General features: G+C 34.0%; 11 protein-coding genes. 4 read left to right on the top strand and 7 right to left on the bottom strand.

Features of this window, described 5'->3' with window-relative positions:
• The first annotated feature begins 129 nt into the window (after positions 1 to 129).
• On the top strand, positions 130 to 1,833 hold the full coding sequence (gene dnaX / locus ACTPNM_RS08665; RefSeq protein ID WP_440121386.1) for a DNA polymerase III subunit gamma/tau: 1,704 nt from the start codon (positions 130 to 132) through the stop codon (positions 1,831 to 1,833).
• On the opposite strand, the gene ACTPNM_RS08660 is transcribed toward dnaX, so the two are convergent.
• The 4 genes from ACTPNM_RS08660 to ACTPNM_RS08645 all read right to left on the bottom strand — a co-directional run bounded on the left by ACTPNM_RS08660 (position 1,822) and on the right by ACTPNM_RS08645 (position 11,831).
• On the bottom strand, positions 1,822 to 3,645 hold the full coding sequence (locus ACTPNM_RS08660; protein ID WP_440121385.1) for a cation:proton antiporter: 1,824 nt from the start codon (positions 3,643 to 3,645) through the stop codon (positions 1,822 to 1,824). The two genes, dnaX and ACTPNM_RS08660, sit on opposite strands and share 12 nt — an antisense overlap.
• 58 nt (positions 3,646 to 3,703) lie before the next feature.
• Positions 3,704 to 6,046, bottom strand: coding sequence for a penicillin-binding protein 1C (gene pbpC / locus ACTPNM_RS08655; RefSeq protein ID WP_440121384.1), 2,343 nt, complete (start codon positions 6,044 to 6,046; stop codon positions 3,704 to 3,706).
• Between the two features lie 6 nt (positions 6,047 to 6,052).
• The gene (locus tag ACTPNM_RS08650) at positions 6,053 to 6,235 is read right to left on the bottom strand and encodes a hypothetical protein (RefSeq protein WP_274641389.1); all 183 of its coding nucleotides are present in this window, start codon (positions 6,233 to 6,235) and stop codon (positions 6,053 to 6,055) included.
• Between the two features lie 100 nt (positions 6,236 to 6,335).
• Positions 6,336 to 11,831 carry an alpha-2-macroglobulin family protein gene (locus ACTPNM_RS08645; RefSeq protein WP_440121383.1) on the bottom strand — a complete coding sequence of 1,832 codons (5,496 nt, stop codon included), beginning with the start codon at positions 11,829 to 11,831 and terminating at the stop codon, positions 6,336 to 6,338.
• Positions 11,832 to 12,084: 253 nt separating this feature from the next.
• On the opposite strand from ACTPNM_RS08645, the gene ACTPNM_RS08640 reads away from it, so the two are divergent.
• From ACTPNM_RS08640 to ACTPNM_RS08630, 3 genes are all read left to right on the top strand, one after another.
• Positions 12,085 to 12,666, top strand: a complete 582-nt coding sequence (locus tag ACTPNM_RS08640) for a tRNA-(ms[2]io[6]A)-hydroxylase (protein ID WP_440121382.1) — start codon at positions 12,085 to 12,087, stop codon at positions 12,664 to 12,666.
• On the top strand, positions 12,666 to 13,103 hold the full coding sequence (locus ACTPNM_RS08635) for a DUF4268 domain-containing protein (protein WP_440121381.1): 438 nt from the start codon (positions 12,666 to 12,668) through the stop codon (positions 13,101 to 13,103). The genes ACTPNM_RS08640 and ACTPNM_RS08635 overlap by 1 nt, the downstream gene beginning before the upstream one ends.
• A 210-nt stretch (positions 13,104 to 13,313) precedes the next feature.
• Positions 13,314 to 13,706, top strand: coding sequence for a CAP domain-containing protein (locus ACTPNM_RS08630; protein ID WP_440121380.1), 393 nt, complete (start codon positions 13,314 to 13,316; stop codon positions 13,704 to 13,706).
• An 86-nt stretch (positions 13,707 to 13,792) separates the two neighbouring features.
• Here ACTPNM_RS08630 and ACTPNM_RS08625 read toward each other — a convergent pair whose 3' ends face one another.
• From ACTPNM_RS08625 to ACTPNM_RS08615, 3 genes are read right to left on the bottom strand one after another with little or no spacing between them, the layout of a single operon-like run.
• A complete protein-coding gene (locus tag ACTPNM_RS08625; protein ID WP_274641384.1) occupies positions 13,793 to 15,676 on the bottom strand; it encodes an OmpA family protein in 1,884 nt (627 codons plus the stop codon).
• 11 nt (positions 15,677 to 15,687) lie between these two features.
• A complete protein-coding gene (locus tag ACTPNM_RS08620) occupies positions 15,688 to 16,629 on the bottom strand; it encodes a PorP/SprF family type IX secretion system membrane protein (RefSeq protein ID WP_440121379.1) in 942 nt (313 codons plus the stop codon).
• A gap of 10 nt (positions 16,630 to 16,639) precedes the next feature.
• Positions 16,640 to 25,687 carry an HYR-like domain-containing protein gene (locus ACTPNM_RS08615; protein ID WP_440121378.1) on the bottom strand — a complete coding sequence of 3,016 codons (9,048 nt, stop codon included), beginning with the start codon at positions 25,685 to 25,687 and terminating at the stop codon, positions 16,640 to 16,642.
• Positions 25,688 to 26,079 lie beyond the last annotated feature (392 nt).

Raw genomic sequence — 26,079 nt, 5'->3', positions numbered from 1 at the left:
TATATGTTAGTTGGTCGTACAAAGAATACATTTTTTACAATTGTTTACAACTTTAATATTTCCTTAAGAATTTTGTTTGCGTGTTGCCACTGTGTTTTCTATTTTTGTTCAAGTAAACAGTAGATTTTAATGGAACATTTTATAGTATCGGCACGTAAATATCGTCCTCAAAATTTTGAGGATGTTGTAGGGCAACAAGCCATTACTAATACGTTAGAAAATGCTATACAAAACAACCATTTAGCTCAGGCTTTATTGTTTACAGGACCTCGTGGTGTTGGTAAAACATCTTGTGCTCGTATCTTGGCTAAACGTATTAACCAAGAAGATGCAACTACAGATGATGAAGATTTTGCTTTTAATATTTTTGAATTAGATGCGGCTTCTAACAACTCGGTTGATGATATTCGTAATTTAACTGATCAAGTTCGTATTCCGCCTCAAACAGGAAAGTACAAAGTGTATATTATTGATGAGGTTCACATGCTTTCACAAGCGGCTTTTAACGCTTTTTTAAAGACGTTAGAAGAACCACCTGCACACGCTATTTTTATTTTAGCAACTACTGAAAAACATAAAATTATACCAACGATATTATCTCGTTGTCAAATTTTTGATTTTAAACGTATTGGCGTTTTAGATGCTAAAGAGTATTTAAAAACAATTTGTGCTAAAGAAAATATTACTGCGGAAGATGATGCACTGCATGTAATTGCCCAAAAAGCTGATGGTGCAATGCGTGATGCTCTTTCTATTTTTGATAGGGTTGTAAGTTTTTCTGGAAACAATTTAACACGTGAGGCTGTTACTCAGAACTTAAATGTGTTAGACTACGATGTGTATTTTAACATTACTGATTTATTGCTTCAGAATAAAATTCCAGAAGTGTTAATGGCCTTTAACGATGTGTTAGGAAAAGGTTTTGAGGGACATCATTTTATAAACGGTTTGGCTTCTCACTTTAGAGATTTGTTAGTTGCAAAAGATCAAGCTACTATTACTTTGTTAGAGGTTGGTGATAACACTAAGAAAAAATACTTAGAGCAGGCTTCTAAAGCTAGTATGCAGTTTTTACTCCCAGCTATAGATAAGGCGAATGATTGTGATTTAAAATATCGAGGAAGTAAAAACCAACGCTTATTGGTAGAACTTACTTTAATGCAAATTGCCTCTATCACTTTTGATGGAGCAAAAAAAAAATCTAGCAACTACATAATTCCTGCTACTTTTTTTACCTCTTTATCTCCTTCTGTTAAAAAGACTGAGGTAAAACCTGTTGTTACAAAAACTCCCAAAAAAGTTGAACCTGTCCCAGTAACTACTACAGCTATAAAAGAAGAGGTTCCTGCTAAACCAGTTTTAAAGAACATTAAACGACGTACTTCTGCCCTGTCTTTAAAGAGTTTACAACAAAAGAAAGAAGTAAAAAGTACTATTGATACAGAGGAAAACTACGATAATCATCCAAGAACTCCTTTTACTCAAGATGAGTTAAAAGATGCTTGGAAAAAATATTATTTCCAATTACAAGGTTTTGGAGAGCGAAGTATCGCTGCCATTTTAGCTTCTGATGAACCTAAGTTACAAGAGGATTTTACTATTATTTTTTCGTTGCCTAATGACTTAATGAAGTCGCAACTCGAAAAGGGAAAACCTAAATTATTACGCTTTTTACGTGAAAAATTAAATAACTATGGTATTCAGATTAATGTTATTGTAAATGAAACTGTAGAAAAAAAGTTTGCCTATACTCCTCAAGAGAAGTACGACAAACTGAAAGAAAAAAATCCGTTAATTGAAAAGTTAAAGAATACTTTTGGGTTAGATGTTTAAATTCTTCCCTACATAAACTAACTTCCAATCTTCTATTTTCTTGACGTTTTTCTCAAATTCTGAAATTAATAAAATTTCATTCTTTTGACTCTTAACAAAAATTGGAATCGATTTTTGATCTCTATTAATTTCTTCAATCTTTTTCTTATAATCATCAATGGAATTGACTACTGTTTCGTGAATTTCAGGGAACTCTCTTACAGCTTCCATCAAGTTAATATAATCGTCTTCTATTGTAAACAAGTGATCTTCATCTTCATAATCTTTTGTAATAACTTCTTGTGACGTTGCTAAACGATAAGCTCCTTGCTCTCCAAAAATAGAGGAGAAATTTGATATTACAAACTTGTTTATTGAATCACTTCCTGTCATTGCAATTAAGTACCCAACATCATTTAATTCAATATTATCTGTTAGCTCATCATCGTAAATATTAACTTCAATAGATTCCAACCCTTCTTCTTTGGCTTTTTCTACATTTTCAATATTAGAATCAATTAATACTACTCTTCTTTGATTTTCTTTTAGGTATTTTGCAATCATTCTTGCCAAATCTGAAGCTCCTACAATCATAATTGCGTTAGAACGCTTTAAAAACACTCCTACTAATTTCGCAAACAATCTTGCTGTAGTGGCGTTTAATAAAACAGTTCCTAGTACTACCATAAATACCAAAGGGGTAATATATTCTGCTCCCTCAATTCCTTGCTTTAACAGCTTACTTCCAAATAACGAAGCAATACCTGCTGCAACAATACCTCTTGGTCCTACCCAACTAATAAACAGTTTTTCATTTGTTTTTAAGTTTGATTTTGATGTACTTAAGAATACTGCTAATGGACGTATCACAAACACAATTAAAGCAAATAAAAGCAGTGTTTTCCATTCATATAACAGCGTTAATTCTTTATAATCAATATTTGCTGATAATAAAATAAATAGAATAGAGATTAATAAAACACTTAATGACTCTTTAAAATATAGAATTTCTTTTAAGTTCTTCAGTTTACTATTTCCCAGTACCATTCCCATAACCACAACAGCTAACAGACCAGATTCATGAGCAAACAACTCAGACTCCACAAACACTAATAAAACAGTAGATAAAGAAACTACATTTAATAAGTAGTGTGGTACCCATTTTTTATTGATTACAAATATTAAAGCATGCGCGAAAGTGAATCCGAAAGTGGTTCCAAAAAGGATTATTTTTAAGAATTCTAACAAAGCGGTTCCTGTAAACCCAGCACCTCCACCTACACTTATAAATTCAAAAACAAGTACAGCTACTAAAGCTCCTATAGGATCTATTAATATTCCCTCCCATTTTAAAACTGCTGAGACATCTTTTTTAAGCGGTATGTTTCTAAGAATTGGTGTTATTACTGTAGGTCCTGTAACGATTATTAATCCAGAAAACAAGAATGATAACTCCCATCCTAATCCAAACACATAATGAGCAATTATAGCTCCTCCAAAAAAGGTAACTGCTGATCCTAAAGTTATTAATTTGGTAATAACAGGACCTATATTCTTTATTTCTCCGCGTCGTAAGGTTAATCCTCCTTCAAAAAGAATAATACTAATAGATAATGACACAAAATAGTACAGCCCATCTCCAGGAAATAGTCCTTTTTCCCCATCCCAAATAGGTTCTATCCATTTACTTCCATCATCATTAAAAAATTCTGCTGCAATAGGCCCTACAAGTAATCCTATTAAGATTAAAGGTAAAATTGCTGGAATTTTAAACCTCCAAGCTACCCATTGTGCTAATATTCCTAGTATAATTATCCCTGCTAGTTCTAACATAGTATATTTTTAAAAAAACTAAAAATACAGCTTTTAATTAAACCGTATTTATATTTATTTAATTTTTTACCTCAATAACTCTCTTCAGTTCATTACCATAATTATCTATTGCTGTTATTGTATAAATTCCACTTTTTGGTTTAATAGCTTGCTCATGATATTGCTCTGTTATCCCTATAAATTCTTTGTTTAAATACCAGTATACTTTTGCTTCTGCATTAGCATGTGTAAGCTTTAAAATTATAGGGTTTAACTTATTATTTTCTCCTCTTGTTAAAGATATTTTTGATGTGTATTTAGCAGGAAAAACAAAATCCATTGTATTACTTTCCAACTGGTTACAATCTGACCTGTACTTAGGAAGCGACCTGTAATCTGCATTATTCTGTTGATAATAGTATGCCATTAGTGGAGGTAACACAAACCATGATTTTGTTACCATATTTGAAATAGATTCACAGTTTGAATTCACTCTGAATTTTTCAGATATATCTACAGTTATTTCTTGATGGTATGAACATGATTTTGCTTTCATCGCACTTCTTTGAACTCTTTTTGTTACAGACGGACAAATTGACTTCGCTAAAAAACCACTTTTTTCACAAATAGCTACTTCTATTAAATCTTCATAAGGTTCTAAAAACCAATTAGATTTTGGTAACACGTCAAAAACATTAAACATTAACGGAGCTGCACTACCAACTCCTGTAAGATCTGGACGCCCTTCTCCATCTGAGTTTCCTATCCATACTCCTACTACATATTTTGGGGTTACGCCAACTGCCCAAGCATCTTTATTTCCAAAACTTGTTCCTGTTTTCCACGCTATTTTTTGAGACGAATCGTAATACTTCCAAGCTTGATCTGTATAAGGTCTGTTTACCTCTATTAAAGTATTTAATGTTAAAAATGTAGATCCAGCATCTAAAGTTGTATAGTCTTTTTGAACTTTACCAAAATCTGGAGTTCCTTCAAACAAAAAACTTGGTTCTAAAAATTCATTTTGATAATAATTATGTTTTAATTCTTCATAGTGATTTACAATACCTGCATATCCTGCAAAGGTTTTACATAAATCCCATAAGCTAGCTTCCGCTCCTCCTAAAATTAATGAAAGCCCATAATAATCTGCTGATTTATTAATATCGTTGATATGGTATGCTTTTATATCTTCTCTAAATTTTTCCAATCCGTATCGCTGTAACATACGTACTGAAGGTATGTTTAACGAACGTGTTAATGCTTCATTTGCTGGAACTGCTCCATCAAAAGTTAAGTTAAAATTTTTAGGAGAATACCCTGCTATTTCGGTTGGTACATCTGCTACTAATTGACTGGGTAATAAGTCTCCTGACTGAAGCATTTGTGCATATAAAAATGGTTTTAAAGTACTTCCAGTACTTCTTGGAGCAATAATATTGTTTACATCTTTTTGATGTGCCTTATCTGTTGGAGAATTCCCTACATAAGATACTACCTTTCTTGTTTTAACATCTAACACCAACACAGCCATATTATATACTTCATTTTGTTTTTGACGGAAATAATGCTGCTTAACTAAATTATTTACTTGTTTTTGTAGATGAATATCTATAGAGCTTTTTACTCGTTGTCCTCTATACTGTTGAGTTACTTCTTGTACAAAATGAGGTGCTACTGTGGGTAACGGATATGGTTTTTGCGGTAATTCTTCTTCAATAGCTAAATCATACGTAATTTGATCAATAATTCCCTCCTCATGTAATTTTTGCAATAACCTATTTCTTTTGATTTTTAATTTTTGTTGATTTTTTCCTGGATAAATCAATGATGGAGCATTTGGCAACACTGCTAAAGTGGCTGTTTCTGCCCATGATAATTGATATGGTTTTAATCCAAAATAACGCCACGATGCCATTTCCAATCCAACAACATTACCTCCATATGGTGCGTGCGAAGCATACAATTTTAAAATTTCTTTTTTGGAATGACGAAATTCTAATCGAGTAGCTAATACTAACTCTTGCAACTTTTCAAAATACGAACGCTCTTTATTTTTTCTTGATAATCGAATTACTTGCTGTGTTAGCGTACTTCCTCCTCTTACAACTCTTTTTGCTTTGATATTTTCTACCATTGCTTTTCCTATGGAAACAGGATTAAAACCAAAGTGCTTATAAAAATAAGCATCTTCAAATTGTAATATACAATGTTCAAACTTTTTAGGAACGGAATCTAACTCAGGAAATCGCCACTGACCATCACTGGCAATAACAGCTCCTAACAATTCATTATTTTTTGCTGTTACGACTGTTGATGTTGGGTTATCGAATAGGTTTTTAGGTAGACAGAAATAATAAACAACCATCACAAAAACTGTGATGATTGTTTTAATTTTATTCTTCTTTATAAATTGTAACATTCTCTTTTAAGAAACACAATCAGCATGAACATCACTACAAGCCTGATATTCGGGTGGTAAAGCCCAAAATTCTTCACACTGTGTTTCATCAAAAACTAATCCACATTCATAATTTCCTCCTCCACCTAAAATAGATTTTTGTTCTTTGTTTGTTAAAGCTTTTCCTGTTTTTAAAAACTCTTTTTTCATGATAATAATAAGATTTAAAAATATAATTAAACCCTTGAACTTTTAAAGACACTCAAGACTTGTGTCTATTCTTCGCGAAAGAATATTGTTATTAAGTTATTTATTTCACCACTTTAATCCATTCACCTTTCGTACGAGCTATGTAGTCATTATCATACATTGCTTCTACTTGTACACCTGGCAAATAATATTCACCTAAATACGACGCATTTAACAATACTCGGAATGTTTTTGTCTCATATTTTTTCAACGTAAAGTAGTTACTAATACTTGCATCTCGTATATCTGTATAATCTACTTTTGAAGATGTTGTATTGTTACCAAAATCTGTGAAACGAGTATTTATAATTTCCCATCCTGAAGGAATATATTGTGTTAATGCTACATTTTTAATGGTTTCACTCGTTGGATTCTTTACTGTAACTTCAGCTACAAAATTGGTTCCTTGTGACAAGTTATCTGGAGTAACACGAACTCCATCTTTTGTTTTGTATGTAATAGAGGTTTCTAAATTCTTTTGGAATACTTTTTCTTCACCAACTGGCAAAATTCCTTTGTTTAGTATACGCACATATAAAACACCATTGTTTTTGTTTGTTATTTTTAATGAGTTCTCTTTTTGAATAACTATTAAATCTTTTGCTAACAACGATTTTGAAGTACTTGCTTCTCCTGAAGCCTTATTTAAAATATAGTTAGCACTAATTCCATTACTACCTCCATTTTTCAGAGCATATTGGCTCATTGCTAATAAACTGTAAGCTGTTGTTTGCGTACTCATCCAGCGTTCACTCGATAGGTTTTCGGCAATTTCTTTTGCTAATTTTATTGACTTCGTTTCATCATCCAGTAACATATAGGTTTCTAACGACATTGCTTTGTTTCTGGTTTCTGAACCATAGTTTGAATAATATCGTTTTGTATAGGTATAACCGGTTATTCCTTTTAAAATGGATTTTGCTATAGCCTTTTTACCTATTAAAGCATATGCACTAGCTAATCTCATTTTTGCTTCATCTGAAACTCCCATTGATTCACGTAAACGGTTCATTGAAGCTAAATCAGGACTATTCGCTAAACTTAACGTGTATAATCTATATGCTTGTGAAAGTGAATTATTGTAATAACGTGAGCTATTTCTCCAATTACGTGCTTGTTGTTTTTGATACCCTATCCATTTTGATTTGAAACCTATAGGTAACACATATCCTTTCTTTTCTGCTTCTATCATAAAATGACCTGCATACGATGTTCCCCAGCTATCTGCTGTACTATTTCCTTGCCAGTATGAAAGTCCTCCATTAGACAATTGAAAGTCTGATAATCGTTGAATTGTTGCTTTAATATTTCTTTCTGTAGAAGCTATTTTTTCTTTCGGTAATTCAAATATTTCTGGTAGAAATAATTGTGGAAAGGCACTTGATGTGGTTTGCTCTACACAACCATGTGGATAACGAATTAAATACCCCAAACGTTTAGTAAAGTTCATTGGAGGCAATGTCGATAATTCTATTGTAGCCGCGTTAGTTCCTTTCGTACCAAAACTTGTAAAGTTGATTTCCCCTTCTTCATTCGATTTTAATACTATGTCTTTTACCTCAGTAGTTACTGGATTTGGATTTAACACATCTATTTCCACTTCATAAGACGCTTTTTCTCTTCCTGAACTTGCATCTATTTTTACTTTACCTATTCCTTTGAAATCGTTTACTTTTAACGTGAAATACGCCATTTTTTCATCTGGCTGACTAAATGAAACGGTTTGTGTTTTATCTCCTACAATTGTGTATGCCTCATTTGGTTGTACAGTTACTTTTACATTTTTGATATTTGGTTTCATTGCAAAAACAGTAACTGGTAAAGTAACAGTTTCTTGCGGTGTTATTTTACGAGGCAATGATGCTAAAATCATTACTGGCTTACGTACAAAAGCTGTTTTCTCGTCACTACCATATGCATCTTTTTTAGTATCAGTAGCTACTACCATTGCACGAACAGATCCTACATACTTTGGAATTTTAACCTTGTGTTCCTTAATATCTCCCATTTCTAAATCGAAAGGACCTAAATAGGTAACCATTGGTTTAAATCGGTTGGCTTTTCTATTTTTACTTCCTGCTTCTGCTTCATCACCTCCAATGCTTAATATTTGATTTACTTTTCCGCCATAAGCCCCTATAACATCGTCAAATATATCCCAAGTTTTTACACCTAAAGACTGGCGTGCATAGAATACTCCCCAAGGGTTTGGCGTTTTAAAACGTGTTAGGTCTAATAAACCTTCATCTACTAATGCAATCGTGTAGGTCATTGGTCTACCTTTCTCTTCTTTTACTCGAATGGTAGCTGTAGATTCTGGTCGTAACTCATCTGCTAACTGAATTTTTGGTTCTAATTTAGTTGCAGGATTATTTACCAACATTGGTATTGAACCATACATACGAATTGGTAAATCATTTACTGTTTGACTATGCTTTTGTAGTAACGAAATATTTACAAATACATTTGGTGTATAACTCGCTTTTACTGGAAAACTAAACGTTGTTTGTTGTGCTTGTGTTGGCACCCAAAAATGATCTAATACTTCTGTTCCGTTTTCTATCGTAATAAACGCTTTTCCTCCTTCTGAAGATGGAAATTTAACTGTTGCTTTTTCATCTACTTCATACGATTCTTTATCGGTTGTAAATATCAACATCGTAGCATTGCTCTTATCTTGGTTTCCTTTTTTCTTAGCATACCAAGAAGGCCAATCAAAATACACTACATTTGAGGTAACATGCTTACTTTTTGAATCTTTTACTTTTATTAAATAACGTCCCCAATCGTTTTCATCAACCTTTAATTTAAAGGTTCCTTTACCGTTTGCGTTTGTTGTTACTTTTAGTTTTTTATAAGGTTCATGATAACGTGTACCGTCATAACTAGACAAACCGTTATCAGAAGTACTCCACCACCAACGCCATGATAATTTATATACGTTTACTTCTAAACTATTTGTTACTCCTGCCCCATCTTCATATACTGAAGCTACATTAAATGTATATTCTTCATCTGTAAATAAATAGTTTTTAGATTGTGGCTCTTCAGCATCTTCCAATCCTGCATATGAAGTATACGGTGACACTTTGTTAGAAAACACATCAGTACTAAAGTCTCCTCCATTTTCATACACTTTGGTTATAAAGCTCGCTCTTAACATTCCTGGAGCTTTGCTATCCAATTTAGGTTTTACTGAAAACTTTGTAGTTCCATCGCTACTTAAATTTCCTTTTAATACTTTAAACTCTTCTGTTCCAAATCGACGAGTTACATCATCAAAATTATAGTTTTTAAATTTTGGGAATTCTGTGTTAGTTTGTGAGAATTTTCCGTTGATATCTAACTTTAAACCTCTTGCTATTGCTCCATGTAACCATTTTACCTCTACATTTCCTGTAATAGTTGAGTTTGCTTTAATAAATTCAGAATCTGTAGCTAGTTTAATTTTTAATCGATTGGGTTTTATGGTTTCAACTTTTAATGTTTTGTTGAAAACAGCTCCTCCAACACTTACGCGTAGTTTCCAATTACCAGTAATAGCTTCTGGATTTGTTACTGGAGCGTATGCATATACATTATTTGATTTTTTTTGAAGTACTTTTCTATCGATTATCTTTCCTCTTGGGTTAATTAATTCGAATTTTATTGGGTGTTCCTCTGGAATTGGATTCGCATTATCATTTAAAACAAAAGTTAAGAATATTTGATCTCCTGGTCGCCAAACTCCTCGTTCTCCATAGATATATCCTTTAATTCCTTCTTGCAATTTTACCCCAGAAACATCAAACTTACTCATTGAAAGTGCTTCACCATCTTTCAATTTTACATAAGTTGTATTGTTGTTTTTGGTAACTACTGCAAAAAAGGCATTTGTAACATCAGAAAAAGAAACAACTCCTTCTTTATTAGTTGTAGCTGAAGCTACTTCTTGTTTTTGTAAGTTGTGTAAACTTACTTTAGCTCCTTCAATAACATTTGTAGTAAGTATATCTGTAACTGCTACTACTATTTTATTATTATTCCCCTTTTTTACTATAACTCCAATATTGGTAGCTAAAATGTTTGTGCTAATATTTTTGTTATAATAATATGAAGTTGTACAAGGGTTTTCTCTATCTCTCCAACTATAATCATAATAGTAATCATCATAATAATTAGGACTATCATAACTTTTAGTGTCTATTTCTTTTTTTCCGAAAACTATAGTTTTGGTTGAAGCACCTTCAGCACATTTATAATTTGAATAGTCTTTGTTAAAAGAAAACTCAACTCTATACATTGCTCCATTCTCCACTTTTACTATTTCAGCTAAATCAATAGCAAAAGCATTTTCTTTACTTAAATCTAACCCTTGATTACCTAGGTTTACCGTGTATTTTGCTACTGGACGTCCTACATAACGTAAATTTCCTTGATTACTTAAATCATTATATTGTAAAAATTGTAGTACATTTTCTTTATAAACTTTATAAACAGTTGCATCAACTGCTTTTAGGTTTACTGCACTAAAGTTAATTTTTAAGTTATTAGAATTTGGAAGTATAGATCCGCTTTTTATAAACTTTACAGCAGGCTTTAATTCTTCAAAATACACTGTTTTAATCGTATTTTCTTTCAAAGTATAACCATCAGCACTCTTAATTCCTTTGAATATTTCTATATCAACTTTTTGCGTAAATGATGATTTAGGATATACAGTTACTTTATTACTATTTACTTTATAAGTGAAAGCTCTTTTTTGGGTATTTAAAAACTGAATTAATCCTTTTAAGTTTTGTGATTTTTGTAATGGGTCTGAAAAGTTTATTTCAATATGTTGCTTATCTGTATCAACAACTTCTACACTTAATACTTTAAAGTTATTTTTTCCTGTTATAGTTACTTCTCTGCTTCCTTTAGATTCTGATTGAACCAGAGCTCCTGTCCATTCTACCTTTAACTGCTTATCATCGTCAAAACGTTGTATACTATCTATTTTAAAATAAACCTTTGAACTTACTTTTCCTACGGTACTGAACTTTATAGGCTTAGCTTTTCCATTATAAGTAGCTTTTACTAAAGATGATACTTTATCAGTTTCAATAATATCACTAGCTGTCAATTCTCCCTCAACTGCATATAAATTTTTGTTGTATACACTTGGAGACTGTAGGGAAACATTAAATAATAATTCTTTCGTTTTTACATTAACGGTAAAACTCTCTAAATTCTCATCAATATCTTCATATAACTTTGATAAATGAAGTGTTATTGAGTATTCTTGATTACTTTTTAATTTTTCAGCAGGTACAAAAACCAACTCATTATCGTTTAAAACTACTTCTCCTTTTATAGCTGGTTTGGTAGTAATAACTTCTGTAGGCTCGAAATTTGTGGTTACCTTCTTTTTTAATACAAATTTTAAGTTTGGTGTTACCGATATTAGTTTATCTGGGAAAACACTAATATACTCTCCAAACTCATTAACATTACTTTCTGCAGTAACTGTTTTTTTACACGAATTGACACTAATCATTAAAAATATTAGTGCAAAAACGCCAATAATTTTTTTCATTTTTTTTAGTAGCTGTAATTTCATTTTCTTAGAAGTTTTATCTTTCTCTATTTTATCTAAAACTACTGAAAAATATTTTTAAAAGATTGTCCTATTTAGAATTTGTAGTAATTCATTTAGTATTCGTAATTCGAATTAATATTTTTAAGCAATTTTCTTAAGAGATTTTTTGGTGGCAAATTTACCATTTTTAAGCTATTTATTATGCAATTAGCGCTTATATTTTTTACTTTTACAACCTCAATTACATATTATGCTTGGATTACAATTTGACACAGAAACTTCATGGGTTGAAGTCGCTAAGAATGGATTAGAACAGTTATTAACCGATCATGCTTTTGCTGAACAAAAAGCTGCTTCGAATGCTGTGTCAATTATTATTAATTACTCTGAAGAAACTGAACTTGTTAAGGACATGAGTGATATTGCCATTGAAGAAATGGAGCATTTTAGAATGGTACATAACATAATGATAGATCGAGGTATGGTTTTAGGACAAGCTACTAAAAATGACTATGCTTTAAAATTGCAAAAATTCTTCCCACATACCAAAAATAGAAACGAAGCTTTAATTCATCGACTTTTGGTTGCTGCCTTAATAGAAGCACGTAGCTGTGAGCGTTTTAAAGTTTTTGCTGATAATATGGAAGATGAACAATTATCTAAATTTTATTTAGATTTAATGGTTTCTGAAGCAAATCACTACACTTTATTTTTAGGGTATGCTCGTAAGTATATGGATCGTGAAATAGTTGATAAAAAATGGGAAGATTTATTAGCTTTCGAAGCCGAAATGATGAGAGAAAGAGGTAAAACTGCAAAAGTTCACGGATAGTGTTTAGTAAAGAAGAATCTGCTCGGTTACGCAAAGAGTTTTGGACCAGTTTTGGGAAGTCTTTTCCAAGAAAATGGTTGTTATACAACACCAAAATAAAAGGATTTGCCTTTAAATTTCAGGCGGACAGAAAAAAAGCTTCTGTTTGTTTAGATTTTGAACATCCTGAAGAAATAGCCAATGAATTACTTTATGATCAACTCCTTTCTTTAAAAAAAATATTGGAAAGTGAATATTTACCTGAAGTTATATTTGATGATAATTTTGAGCTAGATAATCGTAAGATTATTCGTAGAATTTATGTTCCTTTTGATAAGAAATTTAGTATTCACAATAAGAATACATGGCGAGATTGTTATGAGTTTTATGTTGAAACTATGACACAGTTTGAACTGTTTTTTTATGAGTATGAAGACTTTATAAAACAGGCTATCTAGTCACAGGAAAAAACCCCTTTTTACCTCAAAAACATACAATTAACTTGTTTTGCATTAAGTTTTCGTTATATCTTTACAACGTTTTTGATTAACCCCTTAACCCCTATAATCATGAATAACTACCCCCTCAGGTTATTGGTGCTATTTTTTGCACTAATAATAACATCTTGTTCTTCTAATGAAGCCGAGATAATTGACAGTACCCCAGAAATGTCAGCTAACGTCAGTGAAAAACCGATTGAAGCAGACATCTTGGACCTAATTAACACTTATAGAGTTAATAATGGCTTTTCTTCACTAAGCAAGTTACAAACTATTAAGTCTCAAACAAGCAATCATACTAATTACATGATTGAGAAAGACGAGGTTTCACACGACTTTTTTTACCAACGTAAAGAGTATTTAGCTGAAAATGCTGATGCTATTAAGGTAGGTGAAAATGTAGCTTATGGTTACTCTACTGCAGAAGCTGTAGTTAATGCTTGGATTAAAAGCGACGGGCATAAAGAAAATATTGAAGGTGATTATACTCACTTTGATGTTACTGCTGAAAAAAGCGCTAACGGCAAGTGGTATTACACCAATATTTTTGTTAAAAAATAATGATGTAAAATAAAACCCCAATCCAATATGCGCATTGAATCGGGGCTAAAGAAAACTACTCTACGGGAGACTAATTACTTATTTTACTATTTATAATCGTTGGTGATTATAAATTTTGATCGTCGGTTTTCTTGATGTTCCTCTTCTGTACAAGGAACTCCATTAGAACATTTATTTACTAATTGCTTTTCTCCATAACCAATAGCACTTTCTATTCTATTGGTAGCTATATCTCTTGAGAAAATATAATCTCTAGTAGATTTGGCTCTCTTATCTGATAAAATTTCATTATACCTATCACTTCCCCTACTATCAGTATGGGCTTCAATTTTAATAATCATTTTTGGATGATTTTTTAATACACGTACAATATGTTCTAACTCATAGGCTGCATCTGGTCGAATATTCCACTTATCAAAATCAAAAAATATTGGGTCTATTACTATTTCATTACCTATAATTAACGGTGTTAAATACAAATCGTGCTCTATTTCTCTTCCTCTTACATCTGTAGTTTCAATATTATTTACAAAATCATCTTTATGATCTAACTTGGTTCCTCTTAATGAAAATTTCTTCTCACATTCAACTTCAAAAACATAAGTTGCATCTTCTTGTGTTACAAATCTTTTTATAACTTTTCCTTCTGAATCTATAAGTTCTACTAAAGTATTAGGTAAAATTTCTTTTGTTCTTTTATCAAAAGTTCTTCCCTTAATGAATTGTTTACATTTTAGTGTTTTAAACTTATAAATATCATCTTCTCCTTTTCCTCCTGGTCTGTTTGAAGATAAATATCCTGATTTTCCATCTTCATTATAAAAGAAAGCAAAATCATCATACCCACTATTAAATGGAGCCCCTATATTTATTACTTCAGATGAATTATTTTTTAATAAATCTGTTTTATAAATATCTAACAACCCCAAATTTGCATAACCATCTGAAGAGAAATAAAGAGTATAATCTTTAGCTACAAAAGGAAACATCTCTCTTCCACTTGTATTTACTTTATCTCCCAAATTTATTGGCTTTCCATACTTTCCGTTGGGTAGAATAGCTACTTTATAAATATCAGTTAAGCCATAACTATCTGGTCTATCAGATGTAAAATACAACGTCTTTTCATCTGGGCTTAATGCTGGGTGTCCGCTAGAATATATTTTATCATTAAATGGTAAATCTTCAATATTATCCCATTGACCATTAACTAAAGTCGCTTTAAATATTTTTAAATGTGAAGTACCTTTTTTATCATACTCTAATTCATCTTTATCGTTTAAATTATTTCTTGTAAAATATAGTGTTTTTCCATCTTTGGTTAAAGCAACACTAGACTCATGAAAACCTGTATTTATTTTAGAAGAAACTATAGGTATAATGCTTTCTATAACATCTTCTCCCTCTTTTTTAGTGATTTTGGCTTGATATAAATCTAAATACGGTTGATTATTCCATTCATAAATTTCACCTTTTTCATGTCTCGCTGAAGCAAAGTATAATTTTTGATCTCGAGCGTACATACCAAATTCTGAATTTTTAGTATTAATATCTAAGTTTGCCACTACAACAGAATCTTTATTTAGTGTTTTTAACTTATCATAATCTACATTTCCTATTTTTGATACTGCATCTGGAATTTTTTTCAACCATTCATCTGCTTTATCATATTTACCAATACTTCTAAGCGATTGTACATATTTGTATATAGCCTCATCGCTTAAACCTTCTTTTCTATTAGAAGCCACACCATACCAATAAGCTGCTTGTTCTGAATTCGAATTGTTATAATAACAATCTGCTAACCTTGTTACCATATCTACTCCATCATCACCATTATCTATTGCTTTTTTATAAAACTCGGCAGCTTTCATATATGAATATTCTTTATAGAATTTATCTGCTACTTTTCTTTGAGAAAATGCAAAACATGATAAAAAAAGTAATATAAGTGTTAGTTTTGTTTTCATAATTCTGCTTTTTAAAAATATCTAGGAGATTTCGTTCTATGTAATCTAGGAAATAATTCAAACATTAATAATATTTCATGGGTTCCATTTGAATACTGATTAATATCTGATAACGGATGTTCATACGCGTAACCTACTCGGAACTGACGAGATACTTGAAAATCTACTAAAGCCCCTAAAGCTCCAGTATCTTCATTTATTCTATAAGATCCTCCTAACCAAAACTTTTCATTGAATAAAAAGTTTGCTGTGATATCATATGATACTGGAGCTCCATTCGTTGCTTTTATTAATGTAGCAGGCTTAAACTTTACATTTTCGTTTAAATCAAAAACATATCCTCCTGTCAAATAATAACTTACCCTGTCTACAACTCCGTAATTAATTCCATTAACTTCTAAATCATTATGGTCAATATTTAATAGCCTTGGGGCAGAAAGCCCTACATACCATTTATTGGTATGTAGTAGCAATCCACTACCTATGTTTGGTTCCCATCTATTTTGAATTCCTGAAATTCCTGGATCAGACCCTTCTGTGGCTATTAAAGCATCATCAATATTATATTGAGTAAAACCTGCTTTTAGTCCGAAGGCTAATTTAACATCGTCATTAAGTTGAATAGTATATGAAAAATCTCCATATAAATAGGTGAAGTTTTCATATCCTAATTGATCATTTATAAATGATAATCCTAATCCTATTTTATCATTTCTAAGAGGCGTGTGAACAGATAGCGTTTGTGTTTCTGGTGCTCTATCTAGTCCCGCCCACTGGCTCCTGTGCAGTCCAACAATACTCAATACTTGTCTACTTCCTGCATAAGCAGGGTTAATAGAAATTGTATTGTACATATACTGAGTAAATTGTGGTAGCTGTTGTGATTGAACTGTTAAAACTGTTGTAAAAAACAGTACAATAACTGCCTGTAATAGTTTGTAATTATGGTTCATAGCTATAATATTATTTGGTTCCTAAGTAAATTGCTCCTGTAAATGGTTTTAAACCACTATTTTCTAATATTACAATGTAGTAATATGTACCTGCTGGTAGTCTTTCAGCTCCTCCAAACGTAGCTCCATCTGAAGTTCCGTTCCAATTATTTGCATAATTGTTAGATTCAAATACTTTTGCTCCCCAACGGTTAAATATTTTTACATTGGCTATGAATCCACAGGATTCTACTCCTGTAATTTCAAAAAATTCATTCCATGAATCTCCATTAGGGGTTACTGCTTTAGATATTACCACATCTTCTTGTCCACATGGTAATACTATACAATCGTCGTTTATATTAATTGTAACTTTTGTTGATGTTAAACATCCATTATTTGGTGATGTATATGTAAATATGTAATCTCCTAAGTTTAATCCTGATGGATCAAAACTTCCATCATCAGATAATGTTACACTTCCTTGAGTTACTTCCCAAGTTCCATCTTCACTTTGATTTGCTAAATAGTCATTCAAATCAATCGTTCCATCATCAATACATCTTGAATCTGCTATTTCTGTTACTGATGTTTTTACAGTTACTGTTATATATTGTGTAAAGTCTGCTACATTTCCACAGTCATCTGCAACTGTCCATGTTCTAGTTATTGTATAGTCACTATCGCTTCCATCAAATGTGCTTGTTTCTTCAAAATTTGTTTGTGTTACATTTGAAGAACAATTATCTGTGAACTCTAAAGTTGGAATCTCAGGAACATTATCACATTCTACTGTTATATCTTCTAATGTTGATACCAAAGTTGGTGCTTCATTATCTTCTATTGTTATAACTTGAGTATGTGATGTGCTATTACCTGCACAATCTTGTACTAACCATGTTCTTGTAATTGTATACTCTGAAGCACATCCTTCTTCTTGTCCAGAAAGCTCTTCTGAATATACGACTATTACTTCAGAATCACAATTATCTGTTGCTGTTAATGTTACAGCTTCAGGAATAGCATCACAACTTACCGTTACATCTGTTGGTAATGCTTCTACAAATTCTGGCGCTGTAATATCTTCTACGGTCACTACTTGAGTATGTAATGTAGTATTACCCGCACAATCTTGTACTGTCCATGTTCTTGTGATTGCATATACTGATGCACATTCGTCATCTTGTCCTGCAAATTCTTCTGAGTAATTTACTGCAACTGAAGCATCACAGTTATCAGTTGCTGTTAAAACTACTGCTGCTGGAACTGCATCACAACTTACTGTTACATCTACTGGTAATTCCTCTACAAATACTGGCGCTGTAGTATCTTCTACGGTCACTACCTGAGTATGTGATGTAGTATTACCCGCGCAATCTTGTACTGTCCATGTTCTTGTGATTGCATATACTGATGCACATTCGTCATCTTGTCCTGCAAATTCTTCTGAGTAATTTACTGCAACTGAAGCATCACAGTTATCTGTTGCTGTTAAAACTACTGCTGCTGGAACTGCATCACAACTTACCGTCGCATCTATTGGTAATGCTTCTACAAATTCTGGCGCTGTAATATCTTCTACGGTCACTACTTGAGTATGTGATGTAGTATTACCCGCACAATCTTGTACTGTCCATGTTCTTGTGATTGCATATACTGATGCACATTCGTCATCTTGTCCTGCAAATTCTTCTGAATAATTTACTGCTACTGAAGCATCACAGTTATCAGTTGCTGTTAAAACTGCTGCTGCTGGAACTGCATCACAACTTACCGTCGCATCTGCTGGTAATTCCTCTACAAACTCTGGTGCTGTAGTATCTTCTACGGTTACTACCTGAGTATGTGAAGTGCTATTACCCGCACAATCTTGTACTGTCCATGTTCTTGTAATCGTATACTCTGATGTACATTCGTCATCTTGTCCTGCAAACTCTTCTGAGTAATTTACTGCTACTGAAGCATCACAGTTATCAGTTGCTGTTAAAACTGCGGCTGCTGGAACTGCATCACAACTTACCGTCGCATCTGCTGGTAATTCTTCTACAAACTCTGGTGCTGTAGTATCTTCTACTGTTATTACCTGAATATGTGTTGTAGTGTTTCCTGAACAATCTGATACGGTCCATTTTCTAGTGATTAAGTATTCTGAGCCACATGCGTCATCATCACCACTAGTTACTTCACTCGGGATTACTGTTACAGATGCATCACAATTATCGGTTGCTGTTAAGGTTTCCATTACTGGAATGTTATCACAACTTACTGTAATTTCTGCTGCTGGTAAAGTCTCTACAAATTCTGGTGCTACTGTGTCTTCTACTGTAATTACCTGAATATGTGTTGTAGTGTTTCCTGAACAATCTGATACGGTCCATTTTCTAGTGATTAAGTATTCTGAGCCACAAGCATCATCATCACCACTGGTTACTTCACTTGGAATTACCGTTACAGATGCATCACAATTATCAGTTGCTGTTAAGGTTTCCATTACTGGAATGTTATCACAACTTACTGTAATTTCTGCTTCTGGTAAAGTCTCCACAAATTCTGGTGCTACTGTGTCTTCTACTGTAATTACCTGAATATGTGTTGTCGTGTTTCCTGAACAATCTGATACCGTCCATTTTCTAGTAATTAAGTATTCTGAGCCACAAGCATCATCATCGCCACTGGTTACTTCACTTGGAATTACCGTTACAGATGCATCACAATTATCAGTTGCTGTTAAGGTTTCCATTACTGGAATGTTATCACAACTTACTGTAATTTCTGCTGCTGGTAAAGTCTCTACAAATTCTGGTGCTACTGTATCTTCTACTGTAATTACCTGAATATGAGTAGTCGTGTTTCCTGAACAATCTGATACGGTCCATTTTCTAGTAATTAAGTATTCTGAGCCACATGCGTCGTCATCACCACTAGTTACTTCACTTGGAATTACCGTTACAGATGCATCACAATTATCAGTTGCTGTTAAGGTTTCCATTACTGGAATGTTATCACAACTTACTGTAATTTCTGCTGCTGGTAAAGTCTCCACAAATTCTGGTGCTACTGTGTCTTCTACTGTAATTACCTGAATATGTGTTGTCGTGTTTCCTGAACAATCTGATACCGTCCATTTTCTAGTAATTAAGTATTCTGAGCCACAAGCATCATCATCGCCACTGGTTACTTCACTTGGAATTACCGTTACAGATGCATCACAATTATCAGTTGCTGTTAAGGTTTCCATTACTGGAATGTTATCACAACTTACTGTAATTTCTGCTGCTGGTAAAGTCTCCACAAATTCTGGTGCTACTGTGTCTTCTACTGTAATTACCTGAATATGTGTTGTCGTGTTTCCTGAACAATCTGATACCGTCCATTTTCTAGTAATTAAGTATTCTGAGCCACAAGCATCATCATCGCCACTAGTTACTTCACTCGGAATTACTGTTACAGATGCATCACAATTATCGGTTGCTGTTAAGGTTTCCATTACTGGAATGTTATCACAACTTACTGTGATTTCTGCTGCTGGTAAAGTCTCTACAAATTCTGGTGCTACTGTGTCTTCTACTGTAAATTTAGCAGCAGTAGTATTAATAGTATTTCCACAAGCATCTTTAGCTGTAAAAATTACCTCTACCTCTCCTGTAAAACTACATGTATATGTTAAATCTGTATAATTATTACTCCATGTTACAATACTACAATCATCTGTCGCTGTTGCTCCTCCATTACTAGCTAACCAATTATTTAATTCTGTTGTATTTCCTGAACCATCACATTCAACAATTTTATCAGATGGTTGCTGAGTTATTGTTGGAGGTGTTTCATCTTTAATTAAATATCCAGCTGTTGTAGTACTAAAGTTTCCACAATCATCTGTAGCTGTAAATGTTACTGTGATATAACTTCCGTCACATTTCACAGAAGTATCATCTCCATAATTATTAGTCCATGTTACACTACTACAGTTGTCTGTTGCTGTTGCTCCTGCATTACTATCTAACCAATCTTGTAAAACAGTTTCTGTATCTCCTACTCCACATTCTATGTCTATATTATTTTTATTTGTTTCGTCTATAATTGGAGCAGTATTATCTTTAACTGTTATAGTTTGAACTTTTTCAGTTGTATTTCCACAGTTATCTGTTAAAGACCATGTTCTTGTTACAATAACCTCTCCTATACATGAACCTGGTGATTCAACATCACTATAACTAGCATTTAAACTTGTATCACAATTATCTGACTCATCTGTTACATCTCCTGTGATTCCAATATTAGCATCATAGGCACATGTATCATCTTTATATATAGTAATATCAGCTGGTACAGTAAATTCTGGTTTAGTTATATCAGTTACTTTAATGGTTTGGGTATGACTTACCGTATTTCCACAGTTATCTGTTGATTCCCACTTGCGTACAATCTCTCCACAGCCGTCTACTACGGTATTGCTTACTTCGGTAAAAATTACATCAACTACAGTATCGCAGTTATCGGTTGCAGTGATGGTTGGTACCGCTGGTATTGCTTCACAGTCTACGCTTACATCAGCTGGTTCTGATGATAATACTGGTGCAGTCGTATCGGTTACTGTAATGGTTTGCGTGTGACTTACTGTGTTTCCACAATTATCGGTTGATTCCCATTTACGTACAATCTCTCCACAGCCGTCTACTACGGTATTGCTTACTTCTGTAAAAATTACATCAACTACAGTATCGCAGTTATCGGTTGCTGTGATGGTTGGTACTGTTGGTATTGCTTCACAGTCTACACTTACATCGGCTGGTGTTGCTGATAATACGGGTGCTGTAGTATCGGTTACTGTGATGGTTTGGGTATGACTTACGGTATTGCCACAGTTGTCGGTTGATTCCCACTTACGTACAATCTCTCCACAGCCGTCTACTACCGTATTGCTTACTTCGGTAAATACTACATCTACTACAGTATCGCAATTATCGGTTGCAGTGATGGTTGGTACTGATGGGATTGCTTCACAGTCTACGCTTACATCGACTGGTGTTGCTGATAATACGGGTGCTGTAGTATCGGTTACCGTAATGGTTTGGGTATGACTTACCGTGTTGCCACAGTTGTCGGTTGATTCCCATTTACGTACGATCTCTCCACAGCCGTCTACTACGGTATTGCTTACTTCGGTGAATACTACGTCTACTACAGTATCACAATTATCGGTTGCAGTGATGGTTGGTACTGTTGGGATGGCTTCACAGTCGACACTTACATCAGCTGGTGTTGCTGATAATACGGGTGCTGTAATATCGGTTACTGTGATGGTTTGGGTATGACTTACCGTGTTACCACAGTTGTCGGTTGATTCCCACTTACGTACAATCTCTCCACAGCCATCTACTACCGTATTGCTTACTTCGGTAAATACTACATCTACTACAGTATCACAATTATCGGTTGCGGTGATGGTTGGTACTGATGGTATTGCTTCACAGTCGACACTTACATCGACTGGTGTTGCTGATAATACGGGTGCTGTAGTATCGGTTACCGTAATGGTTTGGGTATGACTTACCGTGTTGCCACAGTTGTCGGTTGATTCCCACTTACGTACAATCTCTCCACAGCCGTCTACTACCGTATTGCTTACTTCGGTGAATACTACATCTACTACAGTATCGCAATTATCGGTTGCGGTGATGGTTGGTACTGATGGTATTGCTTCACAGTCGACACTTACATCGACTGGTGTTGCTGATAAGACGGGTGCTGTAGTATCGGTTACCGTAATGGTTTGGGTATGACTTACCGTGTTGCCACAGTTGTCGGTTGATTCCCACTGACGTACAATCTCTCCACAGCCGTCTACTACGGTATTGCTTACTTCGGTAAACACTACGTCTACTACTGTATCACAATTATCGGTTGCGGTGATGGTTGGTACTGCTGGGATTGCTTCACAGTCTACGCTTACATCAGCTGGTTCTGATGATAGCACTGGTGCTGTAGTATCAGTTACAGTGATAGTTTGGGTATGACTTACTGTGTTTCCACAATTGTCTGTTGATTCCCATTGGCGTACAATCTCTCCACAGCCGTCTACTACGGTATTGCTTACTTCAGTGAAAATTACATCAACTACGCTATCACAGTTATCGGTTGCAGTGATGGTTGGTACTGTTGGTATTGCTTCACAGTCTACACTTACATCCGCTGGTTCTGATGATAATACTGGTGCAGTAGTATCGGTTACTGTAATATTTTGGGTATGACTTACCGTGTTTCCACAATTATCGGTTGATTCCCATTTACGTACAATCTCTCCACAGCCGTCTACTACGGTATTGCTTACTTCAGTGAAAATTACATCAACTACAGTATCGCAATTATCGGTTGCAGTGATGGTTGGTACTGTTGGTATTGCTTCACAGTCTACACTTACATCCGCTGGTTCTGATGATAATACTGGTGCAGTAGTATCGGTTACTGTAATAGTTTGGGTATGACTTACCGTGTTTCCACAATTATCTGTTGATTCCCATTGACGTACGATCTCTCCACAACCATCTACTACTGTATTGCTTACTTCAGTGAAAATTACATCAACTACTGTATCACAGTTATCTGTTGCGGTGATGGTTGGTACTGCTGGTATTGCTTCACAATCTACACTTACATCAGCTGGTTCCTCTGATAATACTGGTGCTGTAGTATCGGTTACTGTAATGGTTTGCGTGTGACTTACTGTGTTTCCACAGTTGTCGGTTGATTCCCACTTGCGTACGATCTCTCCACATCCATCTACTACTGTATTGCTTACTTCGGTAAACACTACGTCTACCACAGTATCACAATTATCGGTTGCGGTAATTGTTGGTACGGCTGGAATTGCTTCACAATCTACACTTACATCTGCTGGTTCTCCTGATAATACTGGTGCTGTAGTATCGGTTACAGTAATGGTTTGGGTATGACTTACTGTGTTTCCACAATTATCTGTTGATTCCCATTGGCGTACAATCTCTCCACAGCCGTCTACTACCGTGTTACTTACTTCGGTAAACACTACGTCTACTACTGTATCACAATTATCGGTTGCGGTAATTGTTGGTACTGCTGGTATTGCTTCACAGTCTACACTTACATCGGCTGGTTCCTCTGATAAGACTGGTGCAGTAGTATCGGTTACAGTGATGGTTTGGGTATGACTTACTGTGTTTCCACAATTATCTGTTGATTCCCATTGGCGTACAATCTCTCCACAGCCGTCTACTACCGTGTTACTTACTTCGGTAAACACTACGTCTACTACTGTATCACAATTATCGGTTGCGGTAATTGTTGGTACTGCTGGTATTGCTTCACAGTCTACACTTACATCGGCTGGTTCCTCTGATAAGACTGGTGCAGTAGTATCGGTTACAGTGATGGTTTGGGTATGACTTACTGTGTTTCCACACTGATCTGTAGCATCCCATTTACGTACAATCTCTCCACAGCCATCTACTACCGTATTACTTACTTCAGTGAACACCACTATAGCATTATTACAATTATCTGTTGCAGTGATGGTTGGTACTACTGGAATTGCTTCACAGTCTACACTTACATCTGCTGGTTCTGATGATAATACAGGATTTTCTGTGTCTTGAATAGTAATTATAATTGAGTCTGTTCCTGTTTTACCACAAGTATCTGTTACAGTAAACGTTCTTGTAACTGTAGTAATACATCCATCATCAGAACTAATTGCATCTATATAAGTTATATTTGCTATTGTTCCATCATCTGAAGCCGTATAACCAGTGGTAAAAAAGCTATCTTTTATATCTGAAGATTCTACTAAACTGAAAGAGTATCTAGCATTAGTATTTGTAATATCGTTTTCATCACAACCTTCTAAGTCTAAAGTTTCAGGAACACTTATTACAGGATCTTCATCATCATTTGATACTAAGGTAATAGAATCTACTTCTTGACAACCATTGGCATCAGTAACGGTAACTGTATAAGTCCCCTCTGTTAACCCACTAAGGTCTTCTGTAGTTGCTCCTGTATTCCATAAGTAAGTATAATCTGCTGTTCCTCCTGATACTGTCAAGTCAATAGCCCCATCACTTCCTCCACAACTTAAATCACTTCCTAAAAGAGAAAGAGATAATATTGGTGGTTCTGTTATAGTAACATCCGCTAGTGCTATACAACCATTGGCATCCGTAACGGTAACATTATACGTTCCCTGTGTTAAACCACTTATATCTTCGGTTGTAGCTCCCGTATTCCATAAATACGTATAAGGAGCTTTACCTCCTGTTACTGTTAAATCTGCTTCACCGTCACTTCCTCCATTACACAATACATTTGTTCCTACAATTCCTGCTGATGGAGTACTATCAATAGTAACATTTTTCATTATTGAATTAGTGTCTCCGTCTTCATCAGTTACTATTAAAGTTACTGTTTTAGTTCCAGTACTGGTATAACTGACAAGATGAGGCCCTTCAGTTGTTGCTATGCTTGGAGAAGAATCTGTTCCAAAACTCCATTCATAAGTCAATATTCCGTCTCCTCCTGTAGAAGTATTCGTAAATGTTGTTCTTTGAAATCCATTAACACCACAATCATACTCGAATGTAAAATCTGGTGCTATTGGTGTTTGTACATCAATTGGTGGTAAGTTCTCACCGGAACACTTAGAAGTTTGTGTAGCACATCCTGGTCCTACAACACTTCCAGGTGTTTGCCAAGATAGATAAACGTCTGTTAAAGTTAATTCTTCACCACAAGTGTAATTTATTAATTCAAACATTTGATAAGTACCTGGACTAATTGAACCTGAGATTCCAATACTAATCTTATCAGTACCTACATAAACATTTCCGTCTTTATCAATTTTATCTGTACCATTCATCAAGTAAAACTGCATGTATAGGTCAATTTTACTTGCTGCTTTTGAAATATCTACATATAAATAAACGTTAGAGAGCTGTTGCCCTACTGTACACGTGCTTATTGGATTTCCATTTATGTCTCCTATATAAACACTCCCTATTTCAACATCCTGAGCTCCACACCCAGAAAGGCTACAGGGACTCTGCATAGATACTGTTGTTTGTGAAAAAATATAGTTAGCACTAAACAACAAAAGTATCAGCATTAATTTTCTTAAATGAGTAGTTTTCATTCCCATACCTTAACTTTTAAAATTTAACTTTTAAATACTCTAAACTTCTTTAGGTATTACTCTTATCAAGTCTTAGTGTTAGCTAAAACCATTTTACGGGGATAGGGTAAAATGGGGGTGGTTGGGGTAATTAAGGGTTACGCATTTCTGAGTATTACAAGAATGTAATACATCAATAATACACAATGGGTATACAATAAAATTTTTTGAGGAAACTAAAATAATACTGAGTGGGAATAGTATTATTTTGAGGGATTAACGTTTTTTAAGTTCTAAAAACTGTTATACCAAAAGTAACACTTATTTTT

Source organism: Tenacibaculum sp. Ill, from assembly GCF_051938915.1.
Lineage (GTDB): Bacteria > Bacteroidota > Bacteroidia > Flavobacteriales > Flavobacteriaceae > Polaribacter > Polaribacter larymnensis.
Note: the sequence above shows the minus strand (reverse complement) of the source record. Positions and strands in the feature narration are given on the sequence as shown.

Excerpts from the sequence above, each read along its gene's own strand:
- dnaX (WP_440121386.1), top strand. The coding sequence starts at position 130 with ATGGAACATTTTATAGTATCGGCACGTAAATATCGTCCTCAAAATTTT.
- ACTPNM_RS08660 (WP_440121385.1), bottom strand. The coding sequence starts at position 3,645 with ATGTTAGAACTAGCAGGGATAATTATACTAGGAATATTAGCACAATGG.
- pbpC (WP_440121384.1), bottom strand. The coding sequence starts at position 6,046 with ATGTTACAATTTATAAAGAAGAATAAAATTAAAACAATCATCACAGTT.
- ACTPNM_RS08650 (WP_274641389.1), bottom strand. The coding sequence starts at position 6,235 with ATGAAAAAAGAGTTTTTAAAAACAGGAAAAGCTTTAACAAACAAAGAA.
- ACTPNM_RS08645 (WP_440121383.1), bottom strand. The coding sequence starts at position 11,831 with ATGAAAAAAATTATTGGCGTTTTTGCACTAATATTTTTAATGATTAGT.
- ACTPNM_RS08640 (WP_440121382.1), top strand. The coding sequence starts at position 12,085 with ATGCTTGGATTACAATTTGACACAGAAACTTCATGGGTTGAAGTCGCT.
- ACTPNM_RS08630 (WP_440121380.1), top strand. The coding sequence starts at position 13,314 with ATGTCAGCTAACGTCAGTGAAAAACCGATTGAAGCAGACATCTTGGAC.
- ACTPNM_RS08625 (WP_274641384.1), bottom strand. The coding sequence starts at position 15,676 with ATGAAAACAAAACTAACACTTATATTACTTTTTTTATCATGTTTTGCA.
- ACTPNM_RS08620 (WP_440121379.1), bottom strand. The coding sequence starts at position 16,629 with ATGAACCATAATTACAAACTATTACAGGCAGTTATTGTACTGTTTTTT.
- ACTPNM_RS08615 (WP_440121378.1), bottom strand. The coding sequence starts at position 25,687 with ATGCAGAGTCCCTGTAGCCTTTCTGGGTGTGGAGCTCAGGATGTTGAA.